The 22,177-nt window shown below is 67.8% G+C and carries 21 protein-coding genes; 11 read left to right on the top strand and 10 right to left on the bottom strand.

The genetic code is table 11. From position 1 onward, the window contains the following. Positions 1 to 214 precede the first annotated feature (214 nt). Complete coding sequence (locus tag AC1DZ6_RS00555; protein WP_477095243.1) at positions 215 to 727, top strand: CinA family protein; 513 nt, start codon at positions 215 to 217, stop codon at positions 725 to 727. Between the two features lie 75 nt (positions 728 to 802). On the opposite strand, the gene AC1DZ6_RS00550 is transcribed toward AC1DZ6_RS00555, so the two are convergent. The 5 genes from AC1DZ6_RS00550 to AC1DZ6_RS00530 form a co-directional block, all read right to left on the bottom strand. Beyond that, the gene (locus AC1DZ6_RS00550) at positions 803 to 1,060 is read right to left on the bottom strand and encodes a GlsB/YeaQ/YmgE family stress response membrane protein (RefSeq protein ID WP_035081411.1); all 258 of its coding nucleotides are present in this window, start codon (positions 1,058 to 1,060) and stop codon (positions 803 to 805) included. Positions 1,061 to 1,508: 448 nt separating this feature from the next. Continuing rightward, positions 1,509 to 2,858, bottom strand: a complete 1,350-nt coding sequence (locus tag AC1DZ6_RS00545) for a PQQ-dependent sugar dehydrogenase (RefSeq protein WP_477095242.1) — start codon at positions 2,856 to 2,858, stop codon at positions 1,509 to 1,511. A gap of 74 nt (positions 2,859 to 2,932) precedes the next feature. Continuing rightward, on the bottom strand, positions 2,933 to 3,373 hold the full coding sequence (gene trxC, locus AC1DZ6_RS00540; RefSeq protein ID WP_477095241.1) for a thioredoxin TrxC: 441 nt from the start codon (positions 3,371 to 3,373) through the stop codon (positions 2,933 to 2,935). 63 nt (positions 3,374 to 3,436) lie between these two features. Further along, positions 3,437 to 4,594 (bottom strand): glycoside hydrolase family 88/105 protein, encoded by a 1,158-nt coding sequence (locus AC1DZ6_RS00535; RefSeq protein WP_477095240.1) that lies wholly within the window; start codon positions 4,592 to 4,594, stop codon positions 3,437 to 3,439. A 346-nt stretch (positions 4,595 to 4,940) separates the two neighbouring features. Further along, entirely contained in the window at positions 4,941 to 5,702 is a 762-nt protein-coding gene (locus tag AC1DZ6_RS00530; RefSeq protein ID WP_477095239.1) for a FadR/GntR family transcriptional regulator, read from the bottom strand. Between the two features lie 146 nt (positions 5,703 to 5,848). Between AC1DZ6_RS00530 and manD the strand changes: the two genes are divergently transcribed. After that, positions 5,849 to 7,060, top strand: coding sequence for a D-mannonate dehydratase ManD (gene manD, locus AC1DZ6_RS00525; RefSeq protein WP_477095238.1), 1,212 nt, complete (start codon positions 5,849 to 5,851; stop codon positions 7,058 to 7,060). A gap of 176 nt (positions 7,061 to 7,236) precedes the next feature. After that, positions 7,237 to 9,117, top strand: coding sequence for a hypothetical protein (locus AC1DZ6_RS00520; protein WP_477095237.1), 1,881 nt, complete (start codon positions 7,237 to 7,239; stop codon positions 9,115 to 9,117). A 24-nt stretch (positions 9,118 to 9,141) separates the two neighbouring features. Here the strand turns inward: AC1DZ6_RS00520 and AC1DZ6_RS00515 are convergent, their stop codons facing one another. From AC1DZ6_RS00515 to flgF, 5 genes are all read right to left on the bottom strand, one after another. After that, on the bottom strand, positions 9,142 to 9,651 hold the full coding sequence (locus AC1DZ6_RS00515) for a hypothetical protein (protein WP_477095236.1): 510 nt from the start codon (positions 9,649 to 9,651) through the stop codon (positions 9,142 to 9,144). 116 nt (positions 9,652 to 9,767) lie between these two features. Then, positions 9,768 to 10,487, bottom strand: a complete 720-nt coding sequence (flgH, locus tag AC1DZ6_RS00510; RefSeq protein WP_477095252.1) for a flagellar basal body L-ring protein FlgH — start codon at positions 10,485 to 10,487, stop codon at positions 9,768 to 9,770. A gap of 11 nt (positions 10,488 to 10,498) precedes the next feature. Then, positions 10,499 to 11,254, bottom strand: coding sequence for a flagellar basal body P-ring formation chaperone FlgA (flgA, locus tag AC1DZ6_RS00505; protein ID WP_477095235.1), 756 nt, complete (start codon positions 11,252 to 11,254; stop codon positions 10,499 to 10,501). A gap of 4 nt (positions 11,255 to 11,258) precedes the next feature. Continuing rightward, complete coding sequence (gene flgG / locus AC1DZ6_RS00500; RefSeq protein WP_477095234.1) at positions 11,259 to 12,047, bottom strand: flagellar basal-body rod protein FlgG; 789 nt, start codon at positions 12,045 to 12,047, stop codon at positions 11,259 to 11,261. A 12-nt stretch (positions 12,048 to 12,059) separates the two neighbouring features. Further along, positions 12,060 to 12,797, bottom strand: a complete 738-nt coding sequence (flgF, locus tag AC1DZ6_RS00495; protein ID WP_477095233.1) for a flagellar basal-body rod protein FlgF — start codon at positions 12,795 to 12,797, stop codon at positions 12,060 to 12,062. Between the two features lie 224 nt (positions 12,798 to 13,021). On the opposite strand from flgF, the gene fliL reads away from it, so the two are divergent. From fliL to AC1DZ6_RS00455, 8 genes are all read left to right on the top strand, one after another. Then, positions 13,022 to 13,633 carry a flagellar basal body-associated protein FliL gene (gene fliL, locus AC1DZ6_RS00490; protein WP_477095232.1) on the top strand — a complete coding sequence of 204 codons (612 nt, stop codon included), beginning with the start codon at positions 13,022 to 13,024 and terminating at the stop codon, positions 13,631 to 13,633. Between the two features lie 27 nt (positions 13,634 to 13,660). After that, the gene (gene fliM, locus AC1DZ6_RS00485; RefSeq protein WP_477095231.1) at positions 13,661 to 14,794 is read left to right on the top strand and encodes a flagellar motor switch protein FliM; all 1,134 of its coding nucleotides are present in this window, start codon (positions 13,661 to 13,663) and stop codon (positions 14,792 to 14,794) included. Beyond that, positions 14,791 to 15,381: a DUF6468 domain-containing protein gene (locus AC1DZ6_RS00480; protein ID WP_477095230.1), complete on the top strand. Its 591-nt coding sequence runs from the start codon at positions 14,791 to 14,793 to the stop codon at positions 15,379 to 15,381. Before fliM ends, AC1DZ6_RS00480 begins: the two co-directional genes overlap by 4 nt. After that, entirely contained in the window at positions 15,378 to 16,154 is a 777-nt protein-coding gene (locus tag AC1DZ6_RS00475; RefSeq protein ID WP_477095229.1) for a MotE family protein, read from the top strand. Before AC1DZ6_RS00480 ends, AC1DZ6_RS00475 begins: the two co-directional genes overlap by 4 nt. 20 nt (positions 16,155 to 16,174) lie before the next feature. Beyond that, entirely contained in the window at positions 16,175 to 19,081 is a 2,907-nt protein-coding gene (locus tag AC1DZ6_RS00470; RefSeq protein WP_477095228.1) for a tetratricopeptide repeat protein, read from the top strand. A 270-nt stretch (positions 19,082 to 19,351) separates the two neighbouring features. Continuing rightward, positions 19,352 to 20,815 carry a glucose-6-phosphate dehydrogenase gene (gene zwf / locus AC1DZ6_RS00465; RefSeq protein ID WP_477095227.1) on the top strand — a complete coding sequence of 488 codons (1,464 nt, stop codon included), beginning with the start codon at positions 19,352 to 19,354 and terminating at the stop codon, positions 20,813 to 20,815. A gap of 11 nt (positions 20,816 to 20,826) precedes the next feature. Further along, entirely contained in the window at positions 20,827 to 21,519 is a 693-nt protein-coding gene (pgl, locus tag AC1DZ6_RS00460) for a 6-phosphogluconolactonase (RefSeq protein WP_477095251.1), read from the top strand. Positions 21,520 to 21,523: 4 nt separating this feature from the next. Continuing rightward, positions 21,524 to 22,177 (top strand): dihydroxy-acid dehydratase domain-containing protein (locus AC1DZ6_RS00455; RefSeq protein ID WP_477095226.1); only part of this gene is annotated, 654 nt, incomplete at its 3' end.

The following is a 22,177-nucleotide window of genomic DNA, read 5'->3' as shown; positions in this document are numbered from 1 at the left end:
CATGTCTGAGTGTGCGCCAACCTCGAATACTTCTGTCGAGAAGTCGACGTGGTCGCAATACTCGCCCGCCCAGACGCTGTCGTCGGGAACGCCCGCCGGCCCGAAGTGTTTGTGATCCGCCGACTTGGCCGTCCAAGCATTTCAGGGAGAAGCGCCGTGGAAAAGCTGATGGTCCAACTGAGCGGCGAACAGCCGAACGACCTCAGGAGAATCCATGGCCGAGGCGCTTGATCCGATCCTGCCGTCGGACATCGACGAACTGACGCGGGCGGTCCTGGCCGTCGCCTGCGCGCGCGAGCTGACCCTGGCGACGGCCGAAAGCTGCACCGGCGGCTTGCTGGCCTCGTTGCTGACCGACGTGCCGGGATGCTCGCACGCGTTCGATCGCGGCTTCGTGGTCTATACCGACGCCGCCAAGATCGAGTTGCTGGACGTGCCGCCGTCGTTCCTGCCGCACGGCGGCGCCGTGTCCCAGCCGACGGCGATCGCCATGGCCGAGGGGGCGATCAAGCGGTCCGGCGCCGACGTGGCCGTGTCGATCACGGGTTGGGCCGAAGAGGTCGGCGATCCGGAAAGACCGGGCGGCCTGGTCCACTTCGCCTGCGCCCGTCGCGGCGGCTACACCCACCATCGGCAGGTCCGGTTCGGCGACATCGGCCGCGGTCCCCTGCGGATCGAGTGCCTGCGGGTGGCGCTGAAGATGTTGCAGCAGGCCGTGGCGCTCTAGCGGTCTTTCCGGACATGAAAAAGCGCCTCCGGCCAGGCCGAAGGCGCTTTTCCTTGGTCTCGAAAGCTCAGAGGGTTAGAGCGCTCGGCGACCGGTGAAGGCATGGTAGATCGCCAGGACGACGACCGCGCCGATGACGGCGACCAGCAGGCTATAGAGGTTCAGGCCGGTGACACCGGCCGAGCCGAACTGATTGAACAGGAAACCGCCCACGACGGCGCCGACGATCCCGAGCACCAGGTCCACCACCAGGCTGCCGCCGCTGCGGCTGACCAGCTTGCTGGCGATGAAACCGGCCACGAGGCCGAGCACGATCCACGCTAGAATAGACATGTACGCCTCCTTGGCATCAAAAGGCGTGCAAGCCGCGCGCCGATGCCCAATAAAGGCGTTCGCCAAGACTTTCGTTCCGACACGCTTGCGTGTTTAGCCGCGAAAACGCCGCGAAGACTTTCCGCCCGTTCGCGCGTTGCTTCYGATCGCGTTTAGCGCGGCTTGCCGATGCGGGCCTGGACGGCCTCGACGAGCTTCTGCGCGGGAGCGCGGCCCAGCAGGATGAAGGCGCCGGAGCCGATGATGGCGCCGATGAGGAAGGACAGGCTCATGGTGATCCCTGGGTACTGGAAGCTGCGACCGATCTCCTTTTTAAAACCCGCGCGCCGTCGTTGACCATGTGACACGCCGACGCCGGGCGACGTCTTGCGCGAACCGATCAATCCAGATGCAGTGAACTCACGTCGATGCCCGTCTGACGATCCTGGACGGAGGATGCTCTCCCGGCCTAGGGCGCGGCCGCGCCGGGTCCCGGCGGCGGCGCGTTGGCCGCCACCCGCCAAACGGCGTTGCCGACGTCGTCCGCCACCAACAGGGCGCCGGACTTGTCGACCGCCACCCCGACAGGGCGGCCCAGGGCCTGGCCCTTGGGGTCGAGGAAGCCCGTCAGGAACGGCTCGACAGGGCCGGACGGCATGCCGCCCGTGAACGGCACGAAGACCACGCGATAGCCGTTGACCGGCTTGCGGTTCCACGAGCCGTGCTGGCCGACGAAGGCGCCGCCCTTGTAGCGGGCCGGGAAGGCGTCGGCGTTGTAGAAGGTCAGGCCCAGCGAGGCGGTATGGGCCCCCAGGGCGTAGTCCGGCTTGATCGCCTTGGCCACCAGGTCCGGCCGCTGGGGTTTGACGCGGGCGTCCACCGTCTGGCCGTAATAGCTGTAGGGCCAGCCGTAGAAGCCGCCGTCCTTGACCGAGGTCATGTAATCGGGGACCAGGTCGTTGCCGATCTCGTCGCGTTCGTTGACGCTGGTCCACAGGGCGCCGCTGGTCGGCTGCCAGCCCATGCCGTTGGGATTGCGCAGGCCCGAGGCGAACACGCGGCTGGCGCCGGTGGCCGGGTCGATCTCCAGGATCCCGGCCCGCCGCGCCTCGGCGGCCATGCCGTTCTCGCCGACATTGCTGTTGGAGCCGACGGTCACATACAGCTTCGAGCCGTCCGGACTGGCGATGACGTTCTTGGTCCAGTGGTGGTTGATCGGTCCGGCCGGCAGGTCGGCGACCTTGCGGGGCGCGGCGGTGATCTGGGTCTGGCCGGTCTGGTAGGGGAAGGCCAGCAGGGCGTCGCTGTCGGCCACGTAGAGGGTGTCGCCGATCAGAGCCATGCCGAACGGCGAGTTCAGGCCGGACAGAAAGGTGGTGCGCGCCTCCAGCGTGCCGTCGTTGTCGGCGTCCCGCACCAGGGTGATGCGATTGGCCGTGGGCACGGTGGCGCCGGCGCGGCCCATGATGATCTTCTGGAACCACCCCTTGAGGCCCTTGCCGTCGTCCGGCTTGGCCGGGGCGTTGGTCTCGGCGATCAGCACGTCCCCGTTGGGCAGCACATACAGCCAGCGCGGATGGTCGAGGTCACGGACCAGGGCGGTGGCGACGAAGCCGGGCGCGGCGTCCGGGGTCTGGCCGTCGGCCCAGCCGACCGCCGGGGCGATCTTGACCACCGGGAACGCCTGCTTCTTGGCGGCGGGGAGGGCGGGATTGGCGCCGTAGCCTTGCTCGGGCGGTAGGGCCGGGCCGCCGCCGCACGCCGAGATCAGCAGGGCGGCGGGGGCGAGGGCCAACAGGGCATGATGGGCTTTGGGCATCGTCGGCCTCCCTTCCGTCGTTGCGTCGAGACGGTAACGCGAGACTGGGCCTTGGGCTCCGGCTTGACCAGAGCCTAGGCCGGCGCGTGCTCGTCCAGCCAGCGGCGGAAGAAGCCGGGATCGGGCAGGCCGGCCTGGTTCGCGGCGACCTTGCCGTCCTTGAACAGGAACAGGGCCGGGATGCCGCGCACGCCATAGGCCTGGGCCAGGGCCGGCTCGGCGTCGACATCGACCTTCACGAACCGGGCGCGGGGCTCCAGTTCGGCGGTCGAACGGGCGAAGATCGGGGCGATGGCCTTGCAGGGGCCACACCAGGCCGCCCAGAAGTCGGCGACGATCGGGATCTGGCTATTGGCGACATGCTTGCGGAAGCGGGCGGTGGTCAGGTCGATCGGCTGGCCGGTGAACAGGGGCTCGCCGCAGCGTCCGCACTTGGCCGCTTTGGCGTCGCGCGCGGCCGGCAGGCGGTTGGTGGCGTCGCAATGCGGGCAGACGATGTTGACGGTCTCGGCCATGCCAATCTCTACGAACAACGAAGTCTCAACGAAGCGGCGGGCGCTTCGGTTCTGTGTTGGGTTCTATCGCGCCCGGACCYCGGACGCCGCCAGCAGAAACGCGCCCACCCCGTACAGTTGGGTGTTGTCGGCTTCGACGTGGTCGGGCGCGTAGCCGATCTGCTGGACCCAGCCCAGCTTGCCGTCGGGCTGGACGGCGACGGCCAGGGCCTTCCACCCCTTGGTCATGGCGGCCTCGTATTTTGGCCCCTTCAGCAGCCCGTGGTTCAGGCCGTAGGCCAGGCCGTAGACGAAGAAACCGGTGCCGCTGGTCTCGGGCGGGGTGTGCTCGGGCGCCAGCAGGGAAGGGGGCCAGTAGCCGTCCGGCTTTTGCAGGGGCAGCAGCCGATCCGACATCCGCCGGAAAAGCGCCTCGTAGCGCGGCCGGGAGGGGTGCTCGGCGGGCAGGGTCTTGAGGATGTCGACGATGCCGGCATAGGCCCAGCCGTTGCCCCGGCTCCAGAAGATCTTGCGGCCCTTGTCGTCGTGGCGGTCGAAATAGCGGCTGTCGCGGTAGTAGAGGCCCTCTTGCTTGTCGAGCAGCCAGTCGGTCGCGGCCCAGAACTCCTTGTCGCCATAGGCGGCGTAGCGCGGGTCGCCGGTGGCGCGCGACAGGCCGGTCCAAGTCGCGGGACCCATGAACAGGGCGTCGCTCCAGCACCAGCGGGCTTGGCAGGGCTGATCCTCGGTCCCCTCGAGAAAGGTCAGGCTGGCGTGGGGCGGATCGGCCAGGATGGCGTCGAAGCGCGCCTTCAACGGCGCGATCTGGGCCTTATCGTGATCGCGGTGATAGACCCAAAGCCAGGCTTGGCCGATCACGTGGTCGTCGGCGTGCAGCGGACGGCGGCCCAGGTTCCAGCCCTGCCGCTGGCCGTGGCCCCGAACGGCCTGGACCAGGGCGGGATCGCCGGTGCGCTCGGCGAGGGCCGCCAGGCCGACAAACAGGGCGCCCTGCACCCAGCCACGCGGATCGGGCGTGGCCCGATGGCCGTGCGTGTAGTCGAAATTGTCCATGTGGGTGAGCTGCCAGGCCGCCACCTTGCGGCCCAGCGTAGAGGCCTGGACCGCCATGGCTCCTCGATCGGACACGGGTTTGGCCGGCTTGGGTCCGGGGGACGCCGCAGCGCCGCCGCCGGCGGTCAGGGCCAGGGCGGCCAGGGCGATGATCAGGCTGGCGCGCATGGCGTCCTTCTTCCCCGAGGCGCGTGGTCTATGCCGCCACGTCGCCGCCAGTGCTAAGTCGCTTTGGTCGTTGGTCAAGTCAGTAGAGCCGGTTTTTGCGCCACGCACCATATCGGCCTGGCCAAATCGGCATTATGTAGGATTAATGGTCAGGCCAATTGTCTTGCATCGTGCTCTGACTGAGCTAGGTTGAGGTTCGGCGAACATCGTCGGCCTACGCGATGAACTTGTCCTTCATCGCACCTCCTCCCGGGGCCGGTCGGCGACGGGCGGCTGGAGTCCTCCCTCCAGCCGCTCATCCTCAAGCTTCGATTCGCTGGATTTTGAGGGTCAGATCAGCGCCCGGTCAGATCAGGGAACGCCGGGCCAGCTCGGTGCGGCGGGCGGCGACCTCGCTGCGGGCCTGCTGCATCGCGTCGATCTCTGTGGCGGTCAGCAGATTGTCGATCACCCGGCCCAGGTGTTCGCGCATCGCGTTGCGGGCTTCCTTGGGATCACGGGCCTTCAAGGCGCTGAGGATTTCCTGGTGGTCGTCGATCAGCGGCCGCACGCCGACCTGGCGGGCGCGCTCCAGCATCGCTCGGCAGAGCGGGGACTTGTAGCGCAGGTCCCAGAGGTTCTCGATCACGGTGACCAGGGCGCTGTTGCGGGTGGCGCGGGCGATGGTCACGTGGAACCGGCGGTCGGCCAGATCGCCGCGCACGTCGTGTTCGTTCTCCTCGACCATGTCGTCGAGGATGCGCTCCAGGTCGATCAGTTCCTGATCGGTGATGGTGGTCGCGGCCAGGGCGCAGGACTCGCCCTCGATCAGGCGACGGGCCTCGGTCAGCTCGAAGGCGCCGATGTCCAGCTCGGGAGCGGGGACCTCGACCGGCGCGGCCTCGGTGACATAGACGCCGGAGCCGTGGCGCGCTTCGACCAGGCCTCGGATTTCCAGCGCGATCATCGCCTCGCGCACCGTGGGCCGGCTGACCTTGTATTCTTCGGCCAGGTCGCGCTCGGACGGCAGGCGGTGCCCGGCCTGAAAGTCGCCTTCCCGGATCGATTCGGCGATCGCGTTGGCGACCTGTTGGTAGAGCTTTCGAGTTTCTGCGGTCGACGTGGTCATGCGACTTTCCCGCCCAGCGCGCATTGCGGGGCCGAAGCAAGACTAGAGCATGGTCGCGAAAGACGCCACGTCGCACTGGCGCATTTGTATTATCTTGTCTATGGATTGGTCAGGCCACTTAAGCGACCCAGGTAGACCAACACTCCATGCTCAAGATTATCGACGCCAAGGTTCTCGTCACCTGCCCGGGGCGCAACTTCGTCACCTTGAAGATCACAACCTCGGACGGCGTCACCGGCGTCGGCGATGCGACGCTGAACGGCCGCGAGATGGCGGTGGTCAGCTACCTGCGCGACCACATGATTCCCTGCCTGATTGGCCGTGACGCCCACCGCATCGAGGACATCTGGCAGTTCTTCTACCGCGGCTCCTACTGGCGCGGCGGTCCGGTGGGCATGACCGCCCTGGCGGCCGTCGACATGGCGCTGTGGGACATCAAGGCCAAGGTCGCGGGCCTGCCGCTGTACCAACTGCTGGGCGGCGCTTGCCGCGAGGGCGTCACCGTCTACGGCCACGCCAACGGCGAGACCATCGAGGACACCATCGCCGAGGCGGTGAAGTACAAGGGCCTGGGCTACAAGGCSATYCGCCTGCAGACCGGCGTGCCSGGCCTGSCCAGCACCTACGGCGTCTCSRRSGACAAGMTGTTCTACGAGCCGGCAGACGGGAACCTGCCCACCGAGAACCTCTGGTCGACGGCTCGCTACCTGAAGCACGCGCCCAAGCTGTTCGAGGCCGCGCGCGAGGCGCTGGGCGACGACGTCCACCTGCTGCACGACGTCCATCACCGCCTGACGCCGATCGAGGCGGGCCGCCTGGGCAAGGATCTGGAGCCCTATCGCCTGTTCTGGCTGGAGGACGCTGTGCCCGCCGAGAACCAGGCCGGCTTCCGCCTGATCCGCCAGCACACCACCACCCCGCTGGCCGTGGGCGAGATCTTCAGCCACGTCTGGGACGCCAACATCCTGATCCAGGAGCAGTTGATCGACTATCTGCGGGCCACCGTCCTGCACGCCGGCGGCATCACCAACCTGCGCAAGATCGCCGCCTTCTGCGACCTTCATCACGTGCGCACCGGTTGCCACGGCGCCACCGACCTGTCGCCGATCACCATGGCCGCAGCCCTGCACTTCGACATGTCGATCCCGAACTTCGGCCTGCAGGAATACATGCGCCACACGCCCGAGACCGACGCGGTGTTCCCGCACGCCTACAGCTTCAAGGACGGCATGCTGCATCCGGGCGAGCAGCCGGGCCTGGGCGTCGATATCGATGAGGCCCTGGCCGAGCAATATCCCTACAAGCGCGCCTACCTGCCGGTGAACCGGCTGGAGGACGGGACCATGTACAACTGGTGAGGCTTTAGTCCGCGCCGTTTGACGGCGGCGCGGACGGTACATCCTACCTTTCCAATCGTTTCAGATTGGCCTGACCTAAATTGCAATTGGCTTGACAATGATGGTGGCGGCGGTAGCTGATGGCTCGCCACACAATGAAGTCGTCTCCGCTGAAGACTGACGAAGGCGGGGAAACGATGTCGTTGAAATCCATCCGCAAACGTCTGTTCCTGGCCGCCGCTTTCGGCGCGCTCGCGTCATCGGCCCTGGCCGCCGTCCCCGCCGCGGATCCGGGCGGGCGCGGTCAGGTCTATGCGACCGTTCCGCCGATGAACCGAACGGTCGAGACCCGGCTGCTGCCGCAGATGGCGGTGCTGCTCGACAAGCTGATGGTCGAGAAGCGCGACATGACGCTGGACGGCGTCCGGGTGTTCGACGCCGACGACAAGTTCCTGCCCGGCAAGGTGGCGATCGGCCTGGCCTATCTGCTGATCGACACCCCGCGCGACGACCCGAAGTTCGCGACCTACCTGGCCGGTTATCGCCAGATCGCCGACATGACGGTGGACGACACCAACAACACCTGGGGCGTCTATTATTACTGCCAGGCCCTGCACATGCTGCAGGAGGCCGGGCTGCTGGAGCAGGCGGTGTCGCCGGAGACCCTGGCCAAGCTGAAGACCAAGCTGGATTGGCGCAAGTTCGTACGCGCCGACGATCTGACCCTGATCGATCTGCCCAACAACTATTACGGCGTGGCCTTCAGCGTGGCGCGGCTGCGCTATCAACTGGGCTGGGAGGACGCCTCCGCCAGCGAGGCGCTGCTGGAGCGCACGCTCGACCACTATCGCAAATATTCCGGCGAATACGGCTTCGCCGACGAGACCGACGGGGAAGGGCGGTTCGACCGCTACAGCGTGCTGCTGATCGGCGAGATCAGCCACCGCCTGATCGAGGCCGGCATGGCGGCGACGCCCGAGGTCAAAGGCTGGCTGCGCAAGTCGGTCGACCTGATGCTGCCCCGCCTGAACCTGCGGGGCGAGGGCTTCGAATACGGCCGCAGCATCGGGACCTACGGCGAGACGGCCTTCCTCGAGGTGCTGACCGCGGCCGCCAAGCTGGACGTGCTGACCCCGAAGGAGAAGGCCATGGCCTTCTCCTTCTCGTCGCGCGTCACCGCCCGATACATGGACTTCTGGTTCGATCCCAAGATGGGGTCGGTGAACCTGTGGGAGCACGGCCGGCGCACCGATGAGTATCGGGGCAAGCACCGGATCCTTGGCGAGAACCTCAGCCTGGCGCGCCAGCACATCTATACCAGCGCGATCTGGAACGAGTTGGGCTTCAAGGACAGGACGCCCGACACCGGTTACGCGGCCTGGCTCGACACCCTGCCCAAGCGCCGGGTCACCTGGTTCGCGCGCGGCGAGCACGACCGGCTGGTGGTGACGCTGCGTGACAAGGGGCGCGTCATCGCTCTGCCGATCATCAACGGCGGCAAGAGCCAGCACGAAAACACGCCCTATTATCCGATCCCGTTCTCGCCCGGCATGCTGGCCGGCGTCGCCGACGGCGAGTTCCCGCAACTGCTGCCGCGCCTGACCCTGGCCGACGGCTCGCGCCTGACGCCGCTGGCCTACGCCCGGAACGTCAAGGTGGCCGAGCAGGGGGCGCGGACGATCATCACCTACGAGCAGACCCAGCTGGACAGGCTTGGAACTAGCGGGCCGCTCGCCGACGACCGGTTCAGCGTCAAGACGACCTACGTCCTGGAGCCCGGCAAAATCAGCCGCACCGACGTCTTCACGCCCAAGGGCGGGCAGGCCTTGAAGGCCGTGGACCTGTCCTTCGCGTCGTTCTCAGCCGCGCCTAGCGCCAAGGGCGGCGCCACGACCTACGGCCAGGGCGACGTCCGGAGCTTCAAGGTGAGCGGGCTGAGCTGCAAGTCGCGTCCGCTGAAGGACGAAAAGGCCTACCGCACGCCGACCGGCGCGTTCCAGAGCCTGGTGGAGTGCGCGAGCGGGGCGCGGACCTTGTCGGGTCCGCTGACGATGAGTTGGAGCCTGAGCTACCGCTAAATCCCTCTCCCGCAAGGGGAAGGATCACTTCACCCGGGTCAAAATCAGCGTCTGGTCCGGCGGGCCGGGCTGGCCGTCGATGTCCTGCTCGACGAGCAGAGTGTCGGGATCGGTGCGGGTGACCTTCATCGACTGATGGCGCGAGCCCTGAGCGCCGTGGGTGGTCACGGTCACCGCGGCCTGGCCGACGCGCTGCACGCTGATGGTTACGAGGTTCAGATTGACCACGGCGACGGTCGTCGGTCCGTCGAGCACGGCGTGGGCGAACTGCAGGGCGGCCACGCCGGCCTCGTCCACCTCGACCAGGGTCCAGGCCAGGCTCTTGCCGTTGTCGATGGTGACGTCGAGCTCGCCGCTCAGCGGCGGCGGGCCGGTAAGGGCGGTGTTGAACTTCGAGCGCGGGAGGTCGATCGCCCAGCGTCCGGTCACGCCCATCGGCCCGCTGAACGGCTGAGCTTGGGCGATGACGGGCAGGGCGGTCGCCAGCAGGGCGGCGCCGACCAGGGCGGAAAAGGCGCGTGCGCGCTGGCTCATGAGGTCGGCTCCGGATCGAGGCCCGGGAAGTCCGGGCGAACGCTGTGACGCAACGTAATCTGGTCCCGCGCGCCCGCCCGATCAAGGCGCCCGCTCGGATGAGCGGACCCAAGTCCTTAGAACGGCGAGAATTTCTCGACCAGCGCCTGGCCGCCCGGGGTTTTCTGGACGCGGCTGATGTCGCCGCGGCCGCCGTAGCTGATGCGGGCTTCGGCGATCTGGGTGTGCTTGATCGTGTTGGCCGACGAGATGTCCTCGGGGCGCACGATGCCGGCCACGGTCAGTTGGCGCACCTCGGCGTTGGTGCGCACTTCCTGGGTGCCCTGGATGACCAGATTGCCGTTGGGCATCACGCCCGAGACGACGGCGGCGATGGTCAGGCTGATCTTTTCCGAGCGGTTCACCGCGCCGGCCCCAGCGTTGGACGAGCCCGACTTGGTGTTGATCATGTTGGCCGGATCGAAGGCGCCCGGCAGCACCTTCCCGAGGCTGGATTCCAGGCCCAGGAAGTTGGGCACGCCCAGGTTGCTGTTCGAGGCGCGCGAGGACGAGGTCTGGTTCTTGGTGTTGGCGCTGTCGTCGATGTCGATGTTGACGGTCACGATGTCGCCGACCTTGCTGGCCCGCTGGTCGTTGAAGAAGGTGCGCGCGCCGGTGCGCCACAGCGAGTTGGCCGAGGCGGCCTGAGGCTGGACGGAGTATTGCTGGGTCATCGGCGCCAGTTGGGCCGGATAGCCGACGGGAGCCAGGTCAGGACCCTTCACCGCTTCGGTGACGGTCGAGCAGGCGGCGAGCGGGGCGAGCAGCAGAAGAGCGGCGAGGACGGGGCGCATCAGGTGTGACCTTCTCAGCGAGCGGCGTAGCGCAGCGTGTTGTTACGGTTGGCCTTCAGGCGCATCGCCTGTGGGCCGACGGCGGTCGAGCCGGGTCCGGTGACCACGGTCTCGATGATCTTCTTGCTGGCGGTGTTCTGGACCATCAGGCTTTCGCCGATGGCCGCCGCCGCCATTGCTTTCCCTTGCAAGGTGAGCGCCACGCCGGTGTCCTCGTAGGTGACTGCGACGATATCGCCCGCCTTGATGACCTGCGGGGTCGAGACGTCGCGCAGGCTGGCGGCCGAACCCTGGCGCAGCGGGCGTTTGACAGTCATGCCGATCACCGCGTCGGCGTCGCGCGGGGCGTCGGACGGGCTGGCGGCCATTTTCACCCAGACCAGATCTTCCGGCTGGACCAATTCGCCGGTCGCCAGGCTGCGGGCGTAGGCAAGAACTTCCACATTGCCGCGCGAGGCGCCGGCCGAACCGCCGGCCAGGCCGCTGTCGGAGCCCTGGCGGACGATGATCCGGCGCACCCCGTTGGCGTTGGACCAGTCCAGGCCGGCCCGGCGGGCGGCGATCTGGATCGCGCCGGCGTCGAGCACCGCCGAGGAGCCCATGCGGGTGGCGACCACCACGTCCGAAGCCGCGCCGGCGCCGTCGAACAGCTCGCCCAGGGTGATGCGGCCGTCGGCGTCGGTGGTGTCGGACCGCAGCGAGACGCTCGTGCCGGCCAGGGCCGGGGTGGCGATCAGCAGGGCCGCCAGGGAAAGAGCGAAGATTTTCATGAGCTTACGACCTCAGGTTCGAGGTGGTTTGAAGCATCTGGTCGGCCGTGGTGATGACCTTGGAGTTCATCTCGTAAGCGCGCTGGGCCACGATCAGGGCGGTGATTTCGCTGACCGAGTCGACGTTCGAGGCTTCGGTGTAGTTCTGCAGCAGGGTGCCGAAGCCGGGCTGGCCAGGGGCGGCGATGTTGGCGGCGCCCGAGGCGGCGGTTTCCATGAACAGGTTGTCGCCGATGGCTTCCAGGCCGCCTTCGTTCATGAAGTTGGCCAGTTCCAGCTGACCCACCGTCTGGGGAACGGGATCGCCTTCCATCTTCACCTGCACCAGGCCGGTCTTGCTGATGGTTGTGGAGGTGGCGTTCTGCGGAATGGTGATGCCCGGCTGGACGGTGTAGCCGTCCTCGGTGACGATCTGGCCCTGGTCATTGGTCGAGAAGTTGCCGGCCCGGGTGTAGGCCGTCTCGCCCGAGGGCAGCAGGATCTGCAGGAAGCCCTTGCCCTGGATGGCCACGTCGAACTCATTGTTCGTCATGGACGGGGTGCCCTGCTCGTGGATGCGGTAGACCGAACCGGCCTTCACGCCGCCGCCGATCTGCACGCCCGTGGGCACGACATTGCCGTCGCTTGACGACTGCGCGCCGGCGCGCTCGATGGTCTGGTAGATCAGATCCTGGAACTCGGCCCGTTGGCGCTTGAAGCCCACGGTGTTCATGTTGGCGATGTTGTTCGAGATGACTTCGACGTTCAGCTGTTGGGCCGACATGCCGGTCGCGGCGGTGCGAAGAGCTTGCATCGTGAATTATCCTTACTGCGGCTTGCCCAGGCGCTCGACGGCGCTCCGGGACAGTTCCGAGGTTTGATCCATCATCTTGGACACGCTCTCGTAGGCGCGGCTGACTTCGATCAGCTTGGTGATCTGGGTGATCGATTGGACGTTGGAGGCTTCCAGCATGCCCTGGTGGATCGCGGCGTTCGGCGCGGCCTGGGGCGTGTCGTTGGTGGTGTTGCGATAGAGGTTGTCGCCGTCCTTGYGGAACGCGGCCAGATCGGTGGGGCGAACCACGGCGATCTTGCCCAGCAGCTCCGCGCCTTGGCTGACCGTGCCGTCGCGAGCGATAGTGACCGGGCCCTTCAGCGGGTCCATGACGATTTCGCCGCCGCCTTCGTCCAGCACGGAATTGCCGTTCTGGGTGACSAGCTTGCCGTCGGGGGTCATGGTGAAGCTGCCGTCGCGAGTGTAGCGCTCGCCGTCGCCGGTGGAGACCTTGAAGAAGCCCTGGCCTTCCAGGGCCAGGTCGAAATCGCCGCCGGTCTTGGTCAGGGCGCCCTGGCCGAAGTCACGCGCCACATGGTCGTCCAGCACGAACTTCACGGGATAGGAGCCGCCGTTGGTGCGGGCCGGCTTGGCCGGTTCCGTGCGGACCATCAACTTCTCGACCTTGAAGCCGGTCGTGTTCATGTTGGCGATGTTGTTGGCCACGATGTCGAGTTCGCGGCGCAGAGTCATCTGCCGCGAAAGTCCCACATACAGTGCGTTGTCCATGACCGGTTACCGAGACGGCTGGCGCGACAAATGCGCCGCAAGTCTGCTAGCAACCCTCGTGCCAACTTGAAAAGATGAGTGATTTCAACAAAGAGGAAGGTTAACGCGCCTTCGGTGACGGAGTCTGCCGGGCAGATTCAGCCTGCGGCGAAATGGCCTTCAAAAGACATCGTTAACCATGCTCCACGCATGACTAGATCCATAGATTCCAAGGAACCGCGCGCGTGGCCAACAAACCCCCCAAGGATGCTCCCGCCCCCGAAGGCGAAGAGGGCGTTGTCGAGGGCGAAGCTCCTGCGAAAAAGAAGCCGCCGATGATGATCATCATCGCGGCCGCGGCGGCTGTCGTGCTGGTCGGCGGCGGCGTGACAACGTTCCTGCTTCTGAAGCCCAAGCCCGAGGCGCATGGCGAAGCGGGCCACGAGAAGCCGAAGAAGAAAGAAAAGAAGGAAGAGAAGAAGGGCGGCCATGGCGGCGGCGGCGAGGCCGCGCCCGTGGCCGGCGCGCCGGTGATCAAGGAGGGCCCCGACGGCGTGGTGTTCTACACCCTGCCGGACATCGTCGTGAACATGCAGGCCGCCGACGGCCGCTCGACGTTCCTGAAGCTGAAGCTCACCTTCGAACTGCCCGACGAGGAGACGGCCGAGCATCTGACGCCGAACCTCCCGCGTCTGCAGGACATGTTCCAGACCTTCCTGCGCGAACTGCGTCCGGAAGACCTCAACGGCAGCCAGGGCAGCTATCAGTTGCGCGCCGAGCTGCTGCGTCGCGTTAATCTGGTCGCCGCGCCCTCCAAGGTGAACGCGGTGCTGATCGAGGAGATGCTGATCAACTAGCCCTCGGGCTGGTTGAGGCGAACCGACATGGCTGACGAAATCGACGATCAGGCCGCGATGGCCCAATGGGCTTCGGAAAACCCGCCCGCCGACGGCGGCGGCGTGGGCGACAACCAGTTCGGCGACTTCAGCGGCGGCATGGGCGGCTGGGACGACGGCGGCGGCGACGGCATGGGCGCCGAGCGCATCCTGAACCAGGACGAGATCGACAGCCTGCTGGGCTTCGACATGTCCGGCGACGGCAATGACGACCGCACCGGCATCCGCGCGATCATCAACTCGGCCCTGGTCTCGTACGAGCGCCTGCCGATGCTGGAAATCGTCTTCGACCGCCTGGTGCGGTTGATGACGACCTCCTTGCGGAACTTCACCTCCGACAACGTCGAGGTCAGCCTCGACAACATCAGCTCGATCCGTTTCGGCGACTATCTGAACTCGATCCCGCTGCCGGCCATCCTGGCGGTGTTCCGGGCCGAGGAGCTGGACAACTACGGCCTGCTGACCGTCGACTCCAATCTGATCTACTCGATCGTCGACGTGCTGCTGGGCGGCCGTCGCGGCACCGCGGCCATGCGCATCGAGGGCCGTCCCTACACCACCATCGAGCGGGTGCTGGTGCAGCGGATGGTCGAGGTGGTGCTGCACGACGCCAAGGCGGCCTTCGAGCCGCTGCATCCGGTGTCCTTCAGCCTGGACCGCCTGGAGACCAATCCGCGCTTCGCCGCCATCGCTCGCCCGGCCAACGCCGCGATTCTTGTGAAGCTTCGGATCGACATGGAAGACCGCGGCGGCAGAATCGAGCTTCTGCTGCCCTATGCGACCCTCGAACCCATCCGGAAGATGCTGCTGCAGCAGTTCATGGGCGAGAAGTTCGGTCGCGACAATATCTGGGAAGGCCACTTGGCCACCGAACTCTGGACCACACAGATGGAGGTGCGCGCCGTGCTCGACGAACAGCAACTGCCCCTCTCCAAGGTGCTGGACCTGAAGGTGGGCGACACCCTGATGCTCAACGCCACGCCCGACAGCCCGGTGGAGCTTCGCGCCGGATCCATCCCGCTCACCCGCGGACGCATGGGCCGCCGCAACCACTCGATCGCCGTGCGCGCCGACGCGCCGCTGAGCATGGCGGCCAAGAAAGCGGTTCAGAAGCTGAAATGAGTCTGACGGCCATCGCCCTCAACGGTCTGCTGGCGATCCTGCTGCTGATCGCCCTGGCCTTCGGCGTGCGCCTGGAGCGCCGCCTGAAAGCCTTGCGCGACAGCCACGAGGGCTTCGCCAAGGCCGTGGCCGATCTCGACCGCGCCGCCATGCGCGCCGAGCAAGGGCTGGCCGACCTGCGCGCCGCGACCGACGAGGCCGCCGACACCCTGGCCGACCGAATCTCCAGGGCTCAGGCCCTGGCCGCTCAGCTGGACGAGCGCCTGGACCGGCCTATGGTCACTCCGCCGCCGTCCGCCCGCCCCGGCGTCGAGCCGCGTGCGACCGAGCCACGCGCCGCCCCGCGTCCCTTGCGCGCATCCGAGCCGGAGCCTTCGCCGGAGGCCCAGCGCCGCCTGCGGGCCGAGGACTTCGAGAAGCTGCTGGAGCGCGAGTCGCGCATTCCCCGCGACGCACCGCCACCTTCCGCCGGCCGGGCTTCTGGGCCAAAGGAAACTCCGCGTTCACGGGCGCGGGTGGATGATGACTTGTTCGAGGGCCCGGAAGATCCGCCGCGCCCCGGTTCGACCTTTAGGGGCCGTCGATGAAAAATATTCCGCGCATCCTGCCGATCATCGGGGTGACCGTCGTCGGCGTGCTGGCTGTCAACGCCCTGGCCGGCGCGAAATCCATGCCGGACATGCTGAGCGGCGCCAAGGCGTTCGCCGAGGGCGTGACCAAGACTGACGCCGAGAAGGCGGCTTCGGCCGCCGACGAGGGCAAGGACGCAGCCGCCAAAGCCGCGCCGCCGCGCATCTGCGCCCCCTCGGCCAGCGACCTGGCCAAGGAAGCCGGCCTGTCGCCGGCTGAACTGCGCGTGCTGCAGAGCCTGGGCCAGCGTCGCGGCCAACTGGATCAGCGCGAGCAGGATATCGACGTCCAGCTGCAGCTGCTGGCCGCCGCCGAGGGCAAGCTCGACGCCAAGATGAAGGCGCTGAACGGCATGAAGGGCGAGATCCAGGGCCTGCTGGGCCAGGCCGACACCCAGAAGGAAGCCGAGTCCCTGCGCATGGTGACCGTCTATTCGGCCATGAAGCCCAAGGACGCCGCCGCTCGCATGAGCGTGCTCGACGACTCCGTGCGCCTGCCGATCGCGTCCAGGATGAAGGAGCGCACGCTCAGCATGATCCTGGCCAACATGTCGCCGAACGACGCCAAGATCCTGACCGAGCGCCTGGCCAACCGCCTGTCGTCCGAAGCCATCGCCAAGCAGCGCGCCGCCCTGGCCGCCGCCGACAAGCCCGCCGCCGACACTTCGGCCCAGGCCGCGGCCGCGCCGCTGGCCGGCGCGAGCCCGGCCGGCGCCAAGAAAGCCGGCTAGGACAGGAGCGAAGCGGGGGCATGAAGCTGGGGGCGATACTGAGGTCGGCCGTCGCGGCGATCTGCATCCTCGGGGTCGCGACCCCGTCGGTGTCGATCTCGGCCGCGCCGCGTCACGCTTCAAAAAAGTCCGCCCAGCACAAGCCCGCGCCGCGCAAAGCCGCCGCCACGCCGCCCGCCGCCTCGGCCGGTCTGCAGGTCCGCATCGCCCAGGCGCCCGACTTCACGCGGCTGGAATTCCCCGGTTCGCGCGGCATGCAGGCCCGTCGCGAGGGGACGGCCGTCGTGCTGCGCTTCCCGCGCGACGCCAATCCCAATCTTTYGGGGCTGAACGTCGGTCCGCCCCGCCTGGTGAAGGGCGCTCAGGCGCGCCACGTCGGCGGCGTGGTCGAGATCGTGGTCGCGCTGAGCGACGACGCCGATTTCCGGGCCGGCAACGCCGACGGCGACGACTTCATCAATCTGTTCATCCGCCAGGACACCGCTCCGGCTCCCGCCCAGGCGGCGGTGGTCGCCCAGCGGCCGAACCCCATGCCGGCCAACGGCGTGGTCCCGGTCAAGCTGGAGAAGGTCTCCGGTCAGGTCCAGCTCAGCTTCGAGTGGGCCAACCCGGCCGGCGCCGCCGTGTTCCGGCGCGGCGAGGCGGTCTGGGTGGTGTTCGACGCCCCGGCCCGGCTGGATATCGGCAAGCTGCCCGCCAGCACGGCGCAGTACCGCAACATCCAGGTCTTCAAGGGTCCCGACTACGCGGCGCTGCGCATCAGCACCCCGCAGGGCGCGCCGTTCTATGCCGACGGAGTCGGCTCCAACTGGACCATCGCCCTGGGCGCGGGCGTCCAGGACGCGCCCGACCTGATCCGCGTGGCCCGCGACGACAACGTCGTCCCCGCCACCCTGACCGCCAACGTCGCCGGCACGACCAGGATCGTCTGGGTCGGCGACCCCGCGGTCGGCGACCGGATCGCCGTCGCCACCGCCCTGGCCCCGTCCAAGGGCCTGCCGTCGCGCCGCGACTATGTCGAGATGGCGCTGTTGCAGTCGGCCACCGGTCTGGCGGTCGAAAGCTATTCCGGTGATCTGCAGATGAGCGCCCAGGGCGACATCGTCCACCTCGGCCGTCCCAAGGGCCTGCTCCTCTCCTCGACATCCAGCGGCCAGGCCCAGGCCGACGCCGGGGCCGGCGCGCCCCAGGCCATGGCCATGCCGGCGCTGATCGATCCCGAGCACTGGTCCAAGCTCGGATCCGGCGGCTTCATGGCCCGCTACGACGCCCTGCTGGGCGCGGTTCCCGCGGCCGGCGGCGCCGACGGCAAGGGCGACGACACGGCCGCCCGCATGGCTCTGGCCCGCTTCCTAGTCGGCTCCAACCTGTCGTTCGAGGCGATCGGCGTGCTCAACGCCGCCGGACGGGCCCACCAGAGCCTGATGGGCGACGGCGAGTTCCGCGGCCTGCGCGGCGTCGCCAAGGTGCTGGCGCATCGCTATGCCGAGGCCGAGACCGACTTTGCTTCGCCCGTGCTGTCCGACGATCCCTCCGCCGCGATGTGGCGCGGCTATATCGCCAGCAAGACCGGCCAGTGGACCGACGCCAACCAGCGGTTCGCCGAAGGCGCGCGCGCTCTCAACATGTTCCCAGCCCTGTGGCAGGCCCGCTTCCTGGGCGCCCAGGCCGAGGCGGCGGTCGGCGTCGGCGCGCTCGAGACCGCCATTCGCGTGATCAACCAGGCCCTGAAGCTGCCGAACATCCCGGTCGAGGATCAGCTGGAGCTGCGTCTGACGCTGGCCAAGGCCTTCGAAGCCAAGAACGACTCCCGCGCTCTGCCGATGTACCAGGCGATTTCCAAGTGCGGCATCGACCGCCTGGCCGCGCCGGCCACCCTGCGCGCCATCCAGCTGCGCCTCGCCAAGAACCAGATCAGCGCCGACATCGCCGCCAAGGGCCTGGACGCCCTGCGCTTCCGCTGGCGCGGCGACGGAGTCGAGCTGGACACCATCCGCGCGCTGGGCCAGCTGCAGATCAAGCAGGGCCGCTATCGCGAGGCGCTGGAGGTGTTGCACTCGGCCAACAACGTGCAGTCTGACCTGCCGCAGGCCGTGGCGCTGCGCAACGACCTGAACGGCGCCTTCCGGACCCTGTTCCTCGACGGTCTGGCCGACGGCATGCAGCCGATCCAGGCCGTGGGCCTGTTCTACGACTTCCAGGACCTGACCCCGATCGGCGCCGACGGCGACCAGATGGTCCGTAATCTGGTCCGCCGACTGGTCGACGTCGACCTGCTGGACGAGGCCGCCAAGCTGCTGAAGTACCAGGTTGACAACCGCCTGAACGGCGTGCCCAAGGCCCAGGTGGCCACCGACCTGGCCTGGATCTACCTGATGGACCGAAAGCCCGAGAGCGCGCTGGACACCATCAACGCCACCCGCACCACGATCCTGCCGCCGGCTCTCAACGCCGAACGCCGCCTGGCCACCGCCCGCGCCCTGATGGGCCTGGGCCGTACCGACGCGGCGCTGGAGGTGATCGAGGCCGACAAGAGCCGCGACGCCGAGGACGTCCGCGCCGAGATCGCCTGGAAGCAGCACACTTGGCCTCAGGCCGGCGCCCTCTACGAACGCGCCCTGGCCGATCGCTGGAAGACGCCGGGGATCCTCAACCCCGCCGACGAGTCCAAGCTGCTGCGCGCGGCCGTGGCGTTCAGCCTGGCCGACGACGACGCCTCGCTGGGCCGCCTGCGCCAGCGCTATGGCGGTTTCGTCGACGGCGCCCGCAGTCCCGACGGCCTGCGCGTGGCCCTGGCCGGCGCCGATCCGGGCGCCCTGTCCAGCACCGACTTCAGCAAGGTCACCGCCGACAACGAAGCCTTCAACGGCTGGGTGGCCAAGATGAAGGACCGCTTCCGGGCTCAGGCGAGCAACAAGGGCGCCTAGTCGGCGGCCGCGTTGGATCGCGAGTCGGGATGATTCTGCCGTCTCATCCCGCCCAAAAGGTCGCCCCTTGCGAGGATGGCCGCGTTTGACCCGTACAGAGGTGAACCTTCGCGCGGGAAAAGCGATTGGTCTTCTGGCGGCGCCGCCCCAAACCCCTTAGTTAGACGCCGCGCGAGCGGTCCTGTCGGGACGTCGACACGAGACGTTCTCGGGCCTGCTTGCATTGCTCTGACGGGCGTGTCATGACAACGTTGTCATAGGGTGGAAGCATTGACCAAAGAGACGAACGCCGACCAAGCGGGTCGAGAAGTGCTGGTGCTGCTGGGCGGCGCGGGCGATCTGGCGCTGCGCATGCTGTTGCCTTCGCTGTACTTTCTCGAAGTCGACCGCTTGCTGCCGCATGACCTGCGGATCATCGGCCTGGCCCGCCACGACCATGACGCCGACGGCTATCGCAAGCTGGTGCGCGAGCAACTGGGCAAGCGGGCCTCCGTCGAGGAATCAGCGTGGAATCGCCTGGCGGCCCGCCTGGATTACCTGTCCGTCGACATCACCAAGGAAGAGGGCGCCAAGGCCCTGGCCGAGAAGGTCGGCAAGCACGGCGACCTCGTCGTCTATTTCGCCCTGTCGCCCAGCCTCTACGGCCCGGTCTGCACCGCCCTGCAGTCGGCAGGCTTGACCGGCCCCAGGACGCGCCTGGTTCTGGAAAAGCCGATCGGCAAGGATTTCGCCAGTTCGTGCGTCATCAACGGCGCGGTCGGCGCGGTGGTCGACGAGAGCCAGATCTTCCGCATCGACCACTATCTGGGCAAGGAGACCGTCCAGAACCTGACCGCCCTGCGCTTCGGCAACGTGCTGTTCGAACCCCTGTGGGACAACAAGCACATCGACCACGTGCAGATCACCATCGCCGAGACCGAGAAGGTCGGCGAACGCTGGCCCTATTACGACGAGTACGGCGCCCTGCGCGACATGCTGCAGAACCACCTGCTGCAGCTGCTGTGCCTGGTCGCCATGGAGGCTCCGTCGGGCTTCGATCCCGWCGCCGTCCGCGACGAGAAGGTCAAGGTGCTGCGGTCTCTGCGTCCCTTCACCAAGGCCAATGTCGCCCACGACACCGTGCGCGGCCAGTATGTGCCGGGCGTGGTCGAGGGCACGGCGCGCGAGGGCTATCTGGAAGAGGTCGGCAAGGGCTCGAAGACCGAGACCTTCGTGGCCATGAAGGTTGATATCGACAACTGGCGCTGGGCCGGCGTGCCGTTTTTCCTGCGCACCGGCAAGAACCTGCCTGACCGCCGCACTCAGATCGTCGTGCAGTTCAAGCCGGTGCCGCACAACATCTTCGGCGCCGCCGCCCAGGGCGAGACCAAGGCCAACCGCCTGGTCATCGACCTGCAGCCGGACGAGGACATCTCGCTGACCGTGATGACCAAGCGTCCGGGCCTGTCGGAGGAGGGCATGCGCCTGCAGTCCTTGCCGCTGTCCCTGGCCATGAGCGCCCCGGGCAACCGTCGGCGGATCGCTTACGAGAAGCTGCTGCTGGACGTGTTCCGCGGCGACCGCACCCTGTTCGTGCGGCGTGACGAGGTGGAGCAGGCCTGGAAGTTCRTGGACGGCGTATCGGCCGCCTGGGCCGAGGCCAAGATCGAGCCCGCACCCTACGCCGCCGGCACCTGGGGTCCGCACAGCGCCACGGCGCTGATCTCGCCCCAAGGCCGGGCTTGGAACGAGTAGGCATGGCGACCATGACCCTCCCCAAGATCGAGGCCTTCGCCACCCGCGAGGCCCTGTACGACGCCGCCGCCTCCGTCGTGGCCTCGGCTCTGACCGACGCGGTGGCCAAGCGCGGCCAGGCCGGCTTCGCGGCCACGGGCGGTTCGACGCCCGCGCCGGTCTATGATCGCTTGTCGACGATGACCGTGCCCTGGGACAAGGTCGTGGTCACCCTGACCGACGAGCGCTTCGTGCCGTCGTCCGACCCCAGCAGCAACGAAGGCCTGGTTCGCCGGCATCTGCTGCAAGGGGAGGCGGCCAAGGCCGGCTTCGCGCCGCTCTATTTCGACGGCGTGGCCCAGGACGAGGTCGCGGCCAGGGCCGAGGCCGGCGTCGCCAAGGCGCTGCCGTTCGGCGTCACCCTGCTGGGCGTCGGCCCGGACGGCCACTTCGCGTCGCTGTTCCCGGGCAACCCGAAGCTGGCCGAAGGGCTGGACCCCAAGTCCAAGCGCAGCGTGATCTCGGTTCCGCCCGGCCAGCCGGCGCCGGACCTGCCCCGGATCAGCCTGACCTTCCAGGCGTTGATCCAGTCGTCGCTGATCGTCCTGCTGATCACCGGCGGCGCCAAGAAGACGTTGCTCGAAGGTCCGGTCGATCAAAGCTTGCCGATCGCCGCGATTTTGAACCAGGACCGCGCCCCGGTCCGTATCCTGTGGGCGGAGTAACACCATGGCCCTGCATCCCGTCATCGCCGAAGTCACCGCGCGGATCATCGAGCGCAGCCGCGACACGCGCGCCACCTACCTGGCCAATCTCGACGCGGCGGCGGCCGCTCAACCCGGCCGCGCCAAGCTGTCCTGCGCCAACTGGGCCCACGCCTTCGCCGCCTCGCCGGCGGTGGACAAGATCCGCGCCCTGGACGTCAACGCCCCCAACCTGGGCATCGTGTCGGCCTATAACGACATGCTGTCGGCCCACCAGCCGCTGGAAGAGTATCCGGCGCTGATCAAGGACGCCGCGCGCGAGGTCGGGGCCACCGCCCAGTTCGCCGGCGGCGTTCCGGCCATGTGCGACGGCGTCACCCAGGGGCGGCCGGGCATGGAGCTGTCGCTGTTCTCGCGCGACGTGATCGCCATGGCCACGGGCATCGCCCTGACCCACGACGCCTTCGACGGCGCGCTGTATCTGGGCGTCTGCGACAAGATCGTGCCGGGCCTGCTGATCGGCGCCCTGACCTTCAGCCACCTGCCGGCGATGTTCGTGCCGGCCGGCCCGATGACCTCGGGTCTGCCCAACTCGGAAAAGGCCCGCATCCGCGCCCTCTACGCCGAGGGCAAGGTGGGCCGCGAGGAACTGCTGGCCGCCGAGAGCGTCAGCTACCAC

The organism is Caulobacter sp. P1_B12_2, assembly GCF_056406675.1.
The sequence above is the reverse complement of the archived record's forward strand: the minus strand, read 5'-3'. Positions and strand labels throughout refer to the sequence as shown.

Excerpts from the sequence above, each read along its gene's own strand:
- trxC (WP_477095241.1), bottom strand. The coding sequence starts at position 3,373 with ATGGCCGAGACCGTCAACATCGTCTGCCCGCATTGCGACGCCACCAAC.
- AC1DZ6_RS00555 (WP_477095243.1), top strand. The coding sequence starts at position 215 with ATGGCCGAGGCGCTTGATCCGATCCTGCCGTCGGACATCGACGAACTG.
- AC1DZ6_RS00480 (WP_477095230.1), top strand. The coding sequence starts at position 14,791 with ATGAGTCTGACGGCCATCGCCCTCAACGGTCTGCTGGCGATCCTGCTG.
- fliM (WP_477095231.1), top strand. The coding sequence starts at position 13,661 with ATGGCTGACGAAATCGACGATCAGGCCGCGATGGCCCAATGGGCTTCG.
- AC1DZ6_RS00545 (WP_477095242.1), bottom strand. The coding sequence starts at position 2,858 with ATGCCCAAAGCCCATCATGCCCTGTTGGCCCTCGCCCCCGCCGCCCTG.
- AC1DZ6_RS00515 (WP_477095236.1), bottom strand. The coding sequence starts at position 9,651 with ATGAGCCAGCGCGCACGCGCCTTTTCCGCCCTGGTCGGCGCCGCCCTG.
- flgA (WP_477095235.1), bottom strand. The coding sequence starts at position 11,254 with ATGAAAATCTTCGCTCTTTCCCTGGCGGCCCTGCTGATCGCCACCCCG.
- flgG (WP_477095234.1), bottom strand. The coding sequence starts at position 12,047 with ATGCAAGCTCTTCGCACCGCCGCGACCGGCATGTCGGCCCAACAGCTG.
- pgl (WP_477095251.1), top strand. The coding sequence starts at position 20,827 with ATGACCCTCCCCAAGATCGAGGCCTTCGCCACCCGCGAGGCCCTGTAC.
- AC1DZ6_RS00550 (WP_035081411.1), bottom strand. The coding sequence starts at position 1,060 with ATGTCTATTCTAGCGTGGATCGTGCTCGGCCTCGTGGCCGGTTTCATC.
- AC1DZ6_RS00520 (WP_477095237.1), top strand. The coding sequence starts at position 7,237 with ATGTCGTTGAAATCCATCCGCAAACGTCTGTTCCTGGCCGCCGCTTTC.
- AC1DZ6_RS00475 (WP_477095229.1), top strand. The coding sequence starts at position 15,378 with ATGAAAAATATTCCGCGCATCCTGCCGATCATCGGGGTGACCGTCGTC.
- AC1DZ6_RS00530 (WP_477095239.1), bottom strand. The coding sequence starts at position 5,702 with ATGACCACGTCGACCGCAGAAACTCGAAAGCTCTACCAACAGGTCGCC.